At 61.5% G+C, this 12073-nt stretch carries 10 protein-coding genes; 4 read left to right on the top strand and 6 right to left on the bottom strand.

Annotation, left to right across the window (positions count from 1 at the left end; translation table 11 throughout):
• The first annotated feature begins 167 nt into the window (after positions 1-167).
• Together V8689_RS17190 and V8689_RS17185 are read left to right on the top strand one after the other, a co-directional pair.
• Positions 168-1250 carry a catalase family peroxidase gene (locus tag V8689_RS17190; protein ID WP_056787926.1) on the top strand — a complete coding sequence of 361 codons (1083 nt, stop codon included), beginning with the start codon at positions 168-170 and terminating at the stop codon, positions 1248-1250.
• Positions 1247-1786 (top strand): cytochrome b, encoded by a 540-nt coding sequence (locus V8689_RS17185; RefSeq protein ID WP_056787923.1) that lies wholly within the window; start codon positions 1247-1249, stop codon positions 1784-1786. Before V8689_RS17190 ends, V8689_RS17185 begins: the two co-directional genes overlap by 4 nt.
• Before the next feature lie 55 nt (positions 1787-1841).
• On the opposite strand, the gene V8689_RS17180 is transcribed toward V8689_RS17185, so the two are convergent.
• On the bottom strand, positions 1842-2993 hold the full coding sequence (locus tag V8689_RS17180; RefSeq protein ID WP_056787920.1) for a M14 family metallopeptidase: 1152 nt from the start codon (positions 2991-2993) through the stop codon (positions 1842-1844).
• Positions 2994-3458: 465 nt separating this feature from the next.
• Positions 3459-3809, bottom strand: a complete 351-nt coding sequence (locus V8689_RS17175; RefSeq protein ID WP_177343013.1) for a DUF6124 family protein — start codon at positions 3807-3809, stop codon at positions 3459-3461.
• Positions 3810-3939: 130 nt separating this feature from the next.
• Between V8689_RS17175 and V8689_RS17170 the strand changes: the two genes are divergently transcribed.
• Positions 3940-4575 carry a LexA family protein gene (locus V8689_RS17170; RefSeq protein WP_060765695.1) on the top strand — a complete coding sequence of 212 codons (636 nt, stop codon included), beginning with the start codon at positions 3940-3942 and terminating at the stop codon, positions 4573-4575.
• On the opposite strand, the gene V8689_RS17165 is transcribed toward V8689_RS17170, so the two are convergent.
• The 4 genes from V8689_RS17165 to V8689_RS17150 all read right to left on the bottom strand — a co-directional run bounded on the left by V8689_RS17165 (position 4572) and on the right by V8689_RS17150 (position 10216).
• A complete protein-coding gene (locus V8689_RS17165) occupies positions 4572-6497 on the bottom strand; it encodes an acetyl/propionyl/methylcrotonyl-CoA carboxylase subunit alpha (protein ID WP_056787915.1) in 1926 nt (641 codons plus the stop codon). The genes V8689_RS17170 and V8689_RS17165 overlap by 4 nt on opposite strands.
• On the bottom strand, positions 6494-7300 hold the full coding sequence (locus V8689_RS17160) for a gamma-carboxygeranoyl-CoA hydratase (RefSeq protein WP_056787912.1): 807 nt from the start codon (positions 7298-7300) through the stop codon (positions 6494-6496). Before V8689_RS17160 ends, V8689_RS17165 begins: the two co-directional genes overlap by 4 nt.
• Before the next feature lie 133 nt (positions 7301-7433).
• Complete coding sequence (locus tag V8689_RS17155) at positions 7434-9041, bottom strand: carboxyl transferase domain-containing protein (protein WP_056787909.1); 1608 nt, start codon at positions 9039-9041, stop codon at positions 7434-7436.
• 11 nt (positions 9042-9052) lie between these two features.
• Entirely contained in the window at positions 9053-10216 is a 1164-nt protein-coding gene (locus V8689_RS17150) for an isovaleryl-CoA dehydrogenase (RefSeq protein WP_056787905.1), read from the bottom strand.
• Between the two features lie 150 nt (positions 10217-10366).
• On the opposite strand from V8689_RS17150, the gene V8689_RS17145 reads away from it, so the two are divergent.
• A complete protein-coding gene (locus V8689_RS17145) occupies positions 10367-12004 on the top strand; it encodes an AMP-binding protein (protein ID WP_056787900.1) in 1638 nt (545 codons plus the stop codon).
• The last annotated feature ends 69 nt before the right edge of the window (positions 12005-12073 follow it).

The raw sequence follows: 12073 nt of genomic DNA, 5'->3' as shown, positions 1-12073 counted from the left end.
GGGTGTCTGGCTGATCGCTACGCTGGGACTAGAGAGACGTCCGGCGTTGAAGGTTATTCCCCGTCCCGCAAAATAAATCCAGGGCCTGGGAATAGAGCCCATCGGCGTTCGTCTTAATGCTCCGACCTTATGTTTCAGCCTGAGGCCTCTGGCCCTGGAGTTCCTGCATGGTAGATCACTCATCACCCCCTCGTCCTCCTTTGAGCACTGCGAGCCTGATCGCACGACTTGCTGGCATCGGTGCCGTGGTTGCGGTTGTTGCCGGCGCATTTGCCTACGTCAATGGCACGCTCGACCCCCAACGTCTGCGGCCAAAAACCTTGGTCAATGCCCTGGAAACCAATAACGGCGTGCATCCGGGCTTTCGCCGTAACCATGCCAAGGGCGTGTGCGTGGCGGGGTATTTCCAGAGCAGTACCGAGGCCCGTGCGTATTCCAGTGCCCAGGTGTTCAGCGAGGCCAAGACCCCGATCATTGGCCGCTTTGCCTTGCCCAGCGGCAACCCCTACGCGCCGGACAGCAGTGTGCCGATTCGCAGCTTTGCCGTGCAATTCAGCCAGGCCAACGGCCAGCAATGGCGTACAGGGATGAACAGTATGCCGGTGTTCCCGGTGGGCACGCCCGAGGCGTTCTACCAATTGCTCAAGGCCGGCGCGCCAGACCCGGCCACCGGCAAGCCGAACCCCTCGAGCATGCCGGCGTTTTTTGCCGCACACCCCGAGACCGCGCCGTTCCTGGCCTGGGTCAAGACCGCCAAGCCATCGGCCAGTTACGCGACTGAAACCTATAACGGCATCAACGCGTTTTACCTGGTGGCTGCCGATGGCACGCGCCAGGCCGTGCGTTGGGAGGTGGTGCCCCAGAGCCAGGACGCGGCGGGGGATACCGCACCTGCGGGCAGTGACTTCCTGGAGCAGGATTTGGTACGACGCCTGGCTGCCGGGCCGTTGCGTTGGCAGTTGAACATGACCCTGGCCAACCCAGGTGACCCATTGGATGACGCGAGCAAAACCTGGAGCGGCACACACAAGGTGCTCAACGCTGGCACCCTGGTGCTGCAAAGCAGCCAGCCCCAGGCAGACGGCGATTGCCGCGATATCAACTTTGACCCGCTGATTCTGCCCAGTGGTATCCAAGCCTCCAACGACCCCTTGCTGGCCGCCCGTTCGGCCGCCTATGCCAGTTCGTACCTGCGCCGGGCCGGTGAAGTCAGCCCGTTGCACAGCGCCCCTCAGGAGTCGAAGCCATGAATGCTCAACCGCGGTTTTTTGCGCCCCTGGCGCGCGTGCTGCACTGGCTGATGGCGTTGATGATCATCGCCATGCTGTTTATCGGCGCGGGTTTGGCGGCGTCGGTGTCGGAGCGTCATGAGTGGCTGATCCACCTGCACAAGCCGCTGGGCATTGCGATTCTGGCATTGGTGATCGTGCGCCTGGTGGTGCGTTTCTCGACGCGCCAGCCGCCGTTGCCGGCGGATTTGCCGGTGTGGCAAAGGCTGGCAGCCAAGGCTTCCCATGTGCTGTTGTACGCCTTGATGCTGGTGTTGCCGTTGCTGGGGTGGGCGATGATTTCAGCGGCCGGTGACCCGGTGATGCTCAGCAGTAACCTGCAACTGCCCGCGCTGCTGGGGGCGAATGCGCCGTTGTTTGCGTTGTTGCGCAAGGCTCACGGCTACCTGGCCTATCTGCTCTTTCTCACCGTGCTGGTGCATCTGGCGGCCGCGTTGTTCCACGGTCTGATCCGCCGCGACGGTGTCTTGCAAAGCATGACCGGCAGTAAAGATTGACCGCTTCTTGTGGCGAGCGAGCAAGCTCGCTCGCCACACAAGCTCGCCTCAGGCGCTAGCGCAAACGCCCGACGATATCAGCGACGCTGCTCAACACGTCCTTACCCAGCTGTTTCGAACGATCGCCTGACCAGCCGGTACGCAGGTTAGGCGCGTCGTCGTTGTCCTTGAAGGGCATTTCCAGGGTCAGGGACAGGCAGTCGTACTTTTCCCCCACCGCGTTGCAGGCCAGGGTCATGTTGGCTTGGCCAGGCAGATCGCGGGTGTAGCCGTGGGTGGTCTGGAAGTCTCGTGTCAGGTGGCTCAAATGGCTGCGGAAGTGTTTTTCCAGGGCTTCGATGCGCGGGGTGTAGCCGGGGTTGCCTTCGCAGCCGGCGGTGAACACGTAGGGGATTTCTTCATCGCCATGGATGTCGAGGAACATATCCACGCCGTATTTTTCCATCTGTTGCTGGACGAACAAAACTTCGGGGCTGAGTTCCTGGCTGGCGCTTTGCCAGGCGCGGTTGAGGTCCTGGCCCATGGCGTTGGTGCGCAGGTGGCCATGGAAGGCGCCGTCCGGGTTCATGTTCGGAACCAGGTACAAGTCGGCGACCGACAGCAGTTTTTTCAGTTCGTCGTCGCCGTCCTTTTGCAGGCGCTCAATCACGCCCTCCATAAACCATTCGGCCATGTGTTCGCCGGGGTGCTGCTGGGCGATGATCCACACCTTGCGCCGGCCTTCGATCCCTTTGCCACGGCGCAGCAGTTGGATATCGCGGCCTTCAGCGCTCTTGCCGGTGGCCAACAGCTTGACCCCGGCGTACTTCAGGGCTTGCTCGATCAGCCAGTCATGACGTTCACGGCTGTAGGGTTCGAAGTAGGCAAACCAGACGTGCTTTTGCCGGGTCTGGAGAGTGATGTGCAGGATCTCGCCATCAAAGCGCGTCGGTACCCGGAACCAGTTGATATGGTCGTAGGACGCCACGGCGTTGTAACCGCTCCAGGCATTTTTGTAAGACGAGCGCCCCGCGTTGCTCAAGCGAAAGGTATGGGTGTGCCCCACGTGCATGCCTTCGGCCTTGAAGTGGAACCATTGGTAGTGATCGCTGCGGGTGTCGGGTTTGATTGCCAGCAACAACTGATAAGCGTCGCTGGCATCCAGGACCTGGATGTTGCCGCTGTCGAAGTCGGTGCTGATCTTGATGGAGGTCAAGGCCACGGTCATAGTCTGGTTGCCTGAATATGAGTGATGTGGCGGCTATCTTACACAGGGGTTCGGTAAAACCTGGATGCAAAAATTGTTGCAGGGGGAGGGGGCGTCATCCGTGACGCCGCCGCAGCTTAGAGTCTATGAGATTGATTCTCAAGCGCTAATTCGCAGAGATACGCGCTAGAGCACTCGGACGACTTTCTTTGGGCGATAGTCTTTTGCTACCATGCGCGCCATCAAGCAACACACAGTCTTCATTAGCCTGAAGCCATGCCAGGAAAACTGGCAAAAAAAAGACCCGGCCAAAGAGCCGGGTCAAAAACCGTGATTAGCCTGATGAGGAGATATTCCAAGAGTCCGACCTAAGGTCTCTTGGTCTATCGACTGATCTCGCGATCAGCTGAGCCCAATAATAATCATTATCATTTGCAAGTCAAATGTTTTTATCCGTGGGATAGAAATATTTTTCTTTCATACCTGCTAAGCGTTTGCCGCCGCTCCTGGCGCTTGCAACGACCGCTCCACCATCGCCTTCGCCATATCGATCAAATACACCACCGAAAACGCCAGGTCACGCTGGTTGCCTTGATGGCTGCACGCCGATTCGTAGGCGGTGGCCGCTGCACTGCGCAACAGGTCCGAGGCGTGTACCAGGGCTTCCTCCTGGCTGATTTGCGGTTTTATCGCGAACAGGGCCCCGTCCGAATCCGGCGTCGACCGATTTTCTTTCAAGTAGTAGTCCAGTGCGCGCTGGGCCGCGCCACTGTTGCACATGTCGTTTACTTCAGTCAGTTCGGGTGTTTGGGGCGTTAAGTGAGTGCGGGTCGTCATAAGCGGCAGTACTCCGGTGGGTGTCGAAATCCTTGGGCTTGATGATAGTACGTATCGTATTCCTGTCGTTTTATGGATTACTACAAACTGTTTATTGCCCGAAAAAATGGGCACCGTATTGTGATGCGCTATGGATAACTGGATAGCGTTGGTCAAAGCCAACATGAAAGACCGCAAGGTCACACAGGATGAACTGGCGCAGCGCCTGGGCATGTCCCAGGGCGGCATCGGCCATTGGCTCAATAAACGCCGTGTGCCGAGCCTGGCGGACATGAACCGCGTGCTGGCCGAACTGGGGTTGGGGTATTTGGAGGTGGCGCTGGAGATTCGTGAACGGGCCGCGCAAGTGCCTGAACTGGAACCGCACTACAACCCGTATTTCCGCTACCCGGTCAGCGACTGGAAGCAGGCCTGCGAGCTGCGTGAAGAGCGGGCGCCTTATAGAACCGAGCGCTACGAATTGACCGATTACCACGCTCAAGGCGAGGCATTCTGGTTGCCGGTGACGGGAGACGCCATGACTGCGCCCACGGGCATGAGCATTGCGGCTGGCATGATGATCCTGGTTGACCCGGCCATACCACCCGAGCCCGGCAAACTGGTGGTGGCCCAATGGGCTGGCAACCCCCAGGCCACCTTTCGCCAATTGCAGGAAGAGAGCGGCCAGCACTACCTGGTGCCGCTCAATCCCACTTACCCCAAGGTGTTGCTTACCGAGGGCTGTCGCCTCCTGGGTGTGGTGGTGCAGGCCACGGCGAAGTTCTAGCCGGCCGTTTCAAGCTCCACCAGCGCGCTGCCTTCGGCCACCATTTCACCTTCCTGGCAGAACAGCGACTTGACCACCCCGGCGTGGGGCGCACGGATGCTGTGCTCCATCTTCATGGCTTCGAGCACCACCAGTTGAGCACCGGCTTCAACAGTTTGGCCCACCTCCACGAGCACCCGCACGATGCTGCCGTTCATGGGCGCGGTGAGGCCGCCCTGATGGGACTGATTGGCCTCGACCGCTGCAATCGGATCGAACAGGCTGACGGCATGCATCTCGCCGTCCCAACGCAGGTACAGGCTGCCTTCACTGCGCACCGCCAGATGAGCACGGCGCACGCCCTGATGTTCAGTCAGCAACTGTTCGCCGCATAACTGTGCGGTGTGCCCCGCCAGCGTCACCAGCCGATCCTGCCCATTGCAACTCAGGTGCAGCGACACCTCGGCAGGCAAACCCGCACGAAAGCCCTGATTATTTGCCCAAGGCCCGTCGCCCACCGGCAAGCTCTGCATAAACGCCGCGCCCGCCGCCTGCCAGAACTCATCGCTCAAGGCCCCTTGCGTCGGCAACAGCTCATCCTGATAGCGCGGGATAAACCCGGTGTCCAACTCGGCCGCGGCAAACCCAGGGAGCCCGATGATGCGCCGCAAAAAGCCCAGGTTGGTCCTGAGCCCGCCGACCGCAAACTCATCGAGCATGCTCAATAAGCGCAGGCGCGCCTGTTCGCGGTCTTCACCCCAGGCAATCAACTTGCCGAGCATCGGGTCGTAGAAGGGTGACACGCTGTCGCCTTGCTCGACGCCGCTGTCCACGCGGCGCCCAGAGCCAGGGCGGCACTCGCGGTACAGCGCCAGGTGCCCGGTGGCCGGCAGAAAGTCATTGGCCGGGTCTTCGGCATACAGCCGCACTTCAATCGCATGACCGTTCAACGCGACCTGCTCTTGCGTGATCGGCAGCGCCTCGCCCTGGGCAACCCGGATCTGCCAGGCCACCAGGTCGAGGCCGGTAATCGCTTCGGTCACCGGATGCTCCACTTGCAGCCGCGTGTTCATCTCCATAAAGAAAAACTCGCCACGGGCATCCAGCAAAAACTCCACCGTACCTGCGCCGACATAACCGATGGCCTGGGCAGCGCGCACGGCTGCTTCGCCCATGGCCTTGCGCTGCTCCACGCTCAAGCCGGGCGCCGGGGCTTCTTCCACGACCTTTTGATGGCGCCGCTGGATCGAGCAGTCGCGTTCATTAAGGTACAGGCAATGACCCTGCTGGTCGGCAAACACCTGGATCTCCACATGCCGCGGCTTGAGCAGGTACTTCTCCACCAGCATCTGCCCGTTGCCGAAGGACGACAACGCCTCACGCTGGGCGGAGGCGAGGGCTTCAGCCAGCTGGCTGACGTCCTCGACCACCTTCATGCCCTTGCCACCGCCGCCCGCCGTGGCCTTGAGCAGCACCGGGTAGCCGATACGTTCACAGGCGGCGCGGAAGGTCTCCAGGTCCTGGGCCTCGCCGTGATAACCCGGCACCAGCGGTACGCCAGCCGTTTCCATCAGCGCCTTGGCCGCGGATTTGCTGCCCATGGCGTCGATGGCCGAGGCGGGCGGGCCGAGGAAGATCAGGCCTGCCGCCTCGATGGCACGGGCGAAGCCGGCGTTTTCTGAAAGGAAGCCGTAGCCGGGGTGAATCGCCTGGGCGCCGCTGGCGTGGGCGGCGGCAATCAGTTTGTCGATTTGCAGGTAACTGTCGGTGGCTTTGCTGCCGCCCAGGTCGACGCGGATATCGGCTTCACGGCTATGGCGGGCATCGCGGTCGATGGCGCTGTGCACAGCCACGGTGGTCAACCCCATGGCCTTGGCGGTGCGCATGACCCGGCAGGCGATCTCGCCACGGTTGGCCACCAGAACGGTGGTGAGTGTGCTCATGAACGCGGCTCCTGGTCTTGCCAACTTGGCGCACGCTTTTGCAGAAACGCGCGCAAACCTTCCTGGCCCTCGGCGCTCACCCGAATGCGCGCAATGGCGTTTTCGCAATAGCGGCGCAGCGCGGGGGTGAGGGCACCGTTGCCCACTTCGCGCAGCAAATCCTTGCTGGCACGCATGGCCGCCGGGCTGTTTTGCAGCAGGTTGGCGACCCACTGATCCACCTGTTCATCCAGGCTCTCGGCCGGATAACTTTCCGCCAGCAAGCCGATCTCCCGTGCGCGCTGGCCGCCGAACCGCTCGGCCGTGAGTGCATAGCGACGGGCAGCGCGTTCGCCGATGGCCTGCACCACGAACGGGCTGATCACCGCCGGTGCCAGGCCGATACGCACTTCCGACAGGCAGAACTGCGCATCATCGGCGCCGATGGCCATGTCGCAGCAACTGATCAGGCCCAGCGCGCCACCGTAGGCTGCGCCTTGCACCACCGCCAGCGTGGGGATTTTCAGCTTGGACAGGTTGTACATCAACTCCGCCAGTTCGCGGGCGTCGTCCAGGTTGGTGTGGTAGTCCAGCTCGGCCGATTGCTGCATCCAGGCCAGGTCGGCACCGGCGCTGAAGTGCTTGCCACGCCCGCGCAGTACCAGGAAACGCAGGGACGGGTCGCCTTGTACGCGGTCAAGGGCCAGGATCAGTTCGCGGATCATCTGGGCGTTGAAGGCGTTGTTCTTGGCTTCACGGCTGAGCCACAGCGTGGCAAAGCCACGGCGGTCGGTGATCAGTTCGAGGGTGTTGAAGTCGCTCATGCAAGGAGCTCCATGATGATGAGAGGCCTCCTGTAGGAGCGAGCTTGCTCGCGAAGGTCGTCAACGATAACGCGGGGCTTCAGAATGACCGCGTTGCCTTGAGGTTCTTCGCGAGCAAGCTCGCTCCTACAGGTTACATGCGGAACACGCCGAAGCGGCTCGGCTCGATGGGGGCGTTCAGTGCGGCAGACAAGGCCAGGGCCAGCACATCACGGGTCTGCAGCGGGTCGATCACGCCGTCATCCCACAAGCGCGCGCTGGAGTAGTACGGGTGGCCCTGGGTTTCATACTGGTCGAGGATCGGCTGCTTGATCGCGGCTTCCTCCTCGGCACTGAAACCGTTGCCGGCGCGCTCAGCCTGTTCGCGCTTGACCTGCACCAGCACCCCGGCGGCCTGTTCGGCCCCCATCACGCCAATGCGTGCGTTGGGCCACATCCACAAAAAGCGCGGGTCGTAGGCGCGGCCACACATCCCATAGTTACCCGCACCGAAGCTGCCACCGATGATCACGGTGAATTTCGGCACCTTGGCGCACGCCACAGCGGTGACCAGCTTGGCGCCATGCTTGGCAATGCCGCCGGCTTCGTACTTCTGGCCGACCATAAAGCCAGTGATATTTTGCAGGAACAGCAGCGGAATCCCGCGCTGGCAGGCCAGTTCGATAAAGTGCGCGCCTTTTTGCGCGGCTTCGGCGAACAGGATGCCGTTGTTGGCCAGGATCGCAATCGGGTAGCCATGCAAATGTGCAAAGCCGCATACCAGGGTTGTGCCGAACAAGGCCTTGAACTCATCGAACACCGAGCCGTCCACCAGCCGTGCGATGACTTCGCGCACATCAAAGGGTTGTTTGGCATCCGCCGGGATCACGCCGTACAGCTCATCGCTGCTGTACAACGGCGCCACCGCTGGGCGTTGCAGCAGCTCACCTTGCTTGCGCCAATTGAGGTTGGCCACGCTGCGCCGCGCCAGGGCCAGGGCGTGTTCATCGCTGTTGGCATAGTGGTCGGCCACGCCGGAGACCTTGCAATGCACATCGGCACCGCCCAGGTCTTCGGCGCTCACCACTTCACCGGTGGCGGCCTTCACCAAGGGCGGGCCGGCGAGGAAGATGGTGGCTTGCTGACGCACCATGATCGCTTCGTCGGCCATGGCCGGCACGTAGGCGCCGCCGGCGGTGCACGAGCCCATCACCACGGCAATCTGGGGAATGCCCTGGGCGCTCATGTTGGCCTGGTTGAAGAAGATCCGCCCGAAGTGCTCGCGGTCAGGGAACACCTCGTCCTGGCGCGGCAGGTTGGCGCCGCCGGAGTCCACCAGGTAGATACATGGCAGGCGGTTCTGCTCGGCGATGGTCTGGGCGCGCAGGTGTTTTTTAACGGTCAGTGGGTAATAGGAGCCGCCTTTGACGGTGGCATCGTTGGCCACGATCATGCATTCGACGCCTTCCACCCGGCCAATGCCGGCAATCACTCCGGCCGCCGGGACGTCTTCGCCATATACTTGGTGGGCGGCCAGTTGGCTCAGCTCCAGAAACGGCGAGCCCGGGTCGAGCAGACGGTTGATGCGCTCGCGAGGCAACAGCTTGCCGCGTGAGGTGTGGCGCTCCTGGGCCTTGGCGCCGCCACCTTGGTGGACGTGGGCGAGCAGGCTGTGCAGGGCGTCGACCTGTTCAAGCATCGCCGCGCGGTTTGTGGCGAATTCCGCCGAGCGCGGGTTGAGCTGGGTATGCAGGGTGGCCATGGGGCGCTCCTTCAGCGGGTTTCGTTGAACAGTTCGCGACCGATCAACATCCGCCGAATCTCACTGGTGCCCGCACCAATTTCGTAGAGCTTGGCGTCACGCAGCAGGCGCCCGGCGGGGAACTCATTGATATAGCCATTGCCGCCCAGAATCTGGATCGCATCCAAGGCCATTTGCGTGGCGCGCTCGGCGCTGTAAAGAATCACGCCCGCAGCGTCCTTGCGCGTGGTCTCGCCGCGCTCGCATGCCTGGGCCACCGCGTAGAGGTAGGCACGGCTGGCGTTGAGTTGGGTGTACATATCGGCGACCTTGCCCTGGATCAGCTGGAACTCGCCGATGCTCTGGCCGAACTGCTTGCGGTCGTGGATGTAGGGCACGATCAGGTCCATGCATGCCTGCATGATCCCGGTAGGGCCACCGGAGAGCACCACGCGTTCGTAGTCCAGGCCGCTCATCAACACTTTCACGCCGCCATTGAGCACGCCGAGGATGTTTTCTTCGGGTACCTGGACATCGTCAAAAAACAGCTCGCAGGTGTTGGAACCGCGCATGCCCAGCTTGTCGAATTTGTTGCTGCGGCTGAAGCCTTTCCAGTCGCGCTCGACGATGAAGGCGGTGATGCCGTGGGGGCCTTTTTCCAGGTCAGTCTTGGCGTAGATCACATAAGTATTGGCGTCCGGGCCGTTGGTGATCCAGGTCTTGCTGCCATTGAGTACGTAATAGTCGCCGCGCTTGTCGGCGCGCAGTTTCATCGACACCACGTCAGAACCGGCATTCGGCTCGCTCATGGCCAGGGCGCCGATGTGCTCGCCGCTGATCAGCTTGGGCAGGTACTTGAGTTTTTGTGCGTGATTGCCGTTGCGGTTGATCTGGTTGACGCACAGGTTGGAGTGCGCGCCGTAGGACAACGCCACCGAAGCCGAGCCACGGCTGATTTCTTCCATGCTCACCACATGGGCCAGGTAACCCAGGCCGGCACCGCCGTATTCCTCGGGCACGGTGATGCCCAGCAGGCCCATGTCGCCGAACTTGCGCCACAGGTCAGCGGGGAACAGGTTGTCGATGTCGATCTGGGCCGCGCGCGGTGCGATCTCCTTGGCCACGAAGGACTGCACCTGGTCGCGCAGCATGTCGATGGTCTCGCCGAGGGCGAAGTTCAGGGACGGGTAACTCATGGACAGGCACCTTAATGTGAGCTTTGTTGTTGTGTGGGCGGGGCGCGGGAGGAGGGCGCTCACCTTTACGTTAACGTAAGCTTGCGTTACGACGCTGTCAATCGTAGTTTACGTATACGTCAACCTACAAAAAAGATAACAGGGGTCGTTATGGATCAACCGCACCCGAGCTACAGCCGTGGCTCCCAGGACAAGACTTTGCTGGCCATGACCATTGGCCAGGCATTCGATCACACTGTCGCGCAATACCCCGATGGCGAAGCTTTGGTGGTGCGCCACCAGCAGCGGCGCTACACCTGGCGGCAACTGGCCGAGACGGTTGAGCTGCACGCCCGCGCATTCCTCGCTCTGGGTATGCAAACCGGCGACCGCCTGGGTATCTGGGCGCCTAACTGTGCCGAGTGGCTGATTTGCCAGGTGGCGAGCGCCAAGCTCGGGGTGATCCTGGTCAATATCAACCCGGCCTATCGCAGCAGCGAGTTGGATTACGTGCTCAAGCAGTCCGGCTGCCAATGGCTGGTATGCGCCGGTTCGTTCAAGAGCTCGGATTACCACGCCATGCTCCAGGCGCTGAAGCCTGGCCTGCGCGGCCTCATCAGCCTCGATCCCAGCCCGCCGCCGGAATTCCTGCCCTGGTCGCAGTTGGCGGCCCTTGGCGCAGGCGTGTCGCCCGAGCAACTGCACAGCCGCCAGGCCAGCCTGCATTTCGATCAACCTGTGAATATCCAGTACACCTCCGGCACCACCGGCTTTCCCAAGGGCGCCACCCTCAGTCACCACAACATCCTCAACAACGGTTACATGGTCGGTGAAAGCCTGGGCCTGACGGCAGGAGATCGCCTGGTGATCCCGGTGCCGCTGTATCACTGCTTCGGCATGGTCATGGGCAACCTCGGTTGCATCACTCATGGCACTACCATGATCTACCCCAATGACGGTTTCGATCCGCTGTTGACGCTGAGCGCCGTCGCCGAAGAAAAAGCCACCGGCTTATATGGCGTGCCGACCATGTTCATCGCGCTGCTCGATCACCCACGCCGGGCCGAGTTCGACCTGTCCAGCCTGCGCACCGGGATCATGGCCGGGGCGACGTGCCCGATCGAGGTGATGCGTCGGGTCATCCATGAGCTGCACATGGGTGAAGTGCAGATCGCCTACGGCATGACCGAAACCAGCCCGGTGTCGCTGCAGACCGGCGCGGATGACGATATAGAACGGCGTGTCACCACCGTGGGCCGCACCCAACCGCAACTGGAAACCAAGATTGTCGACGAGGCTGGTAACACCGTGGCGCGCGGCGTGATCGGTGAGCTGTGCACCCGGGGTTACAGTGTGATGCTCGGTTACTGGAACAACCCTGAAGGCACCCGTGAAGCCATCGACGACGCCGGCTGGATGCACACTGGCGATCTGGCGACCATGGATGATCAGGGTTACGTGTGCATTGCCGGGCGTAACAAGGACATGATCATTCGCGGGGGCGAGAACGTGTACCCCCGTGAGCTGGAGGAGTTTTTCTTTACCCATCCGGCCGTAGCGGACGTGCAGATCATTGGTGTTCCGGATGAGCGTTACGGCGAAGAGATTGTTGCCTGGATCAAGTTCCATCCCGGGCAGGTGGCCAACGAGCTGGAGCTATTGAGCTGGTGCAAGGACCGTATCGCCCATTTCAAGACCCCCAGGTATTTCAAGTTCGTGGATGAGTTTCCGATGACGGTAACGGGGAAGATTCAGAAATTTCGCATGCGGGAGATCAGCATAGAGGAGTTGGCGTCTACTCGCGGCTGAGGGAGGGGGTCATCGCGGTGTGGGGTATGTGGATACCCCTGTTTGATGGAGCAATGATCGGATATTGAT

This window comes from Pseudomonas sp. AK181 (assembly GCF_051122975.1).
GTDB lineage: Bacteria > Pseudomonadota > Gammaproteobacteria > Pseudomonadales > Pseudomonadaceae > Aquipseudomonas > Aquipseudomonas lactis.
The sequence above is the reverse complement of the archived record's forward strand: the minus strand, read 5'-3'. Positions and strand labels throughout refer to the sequence as shown.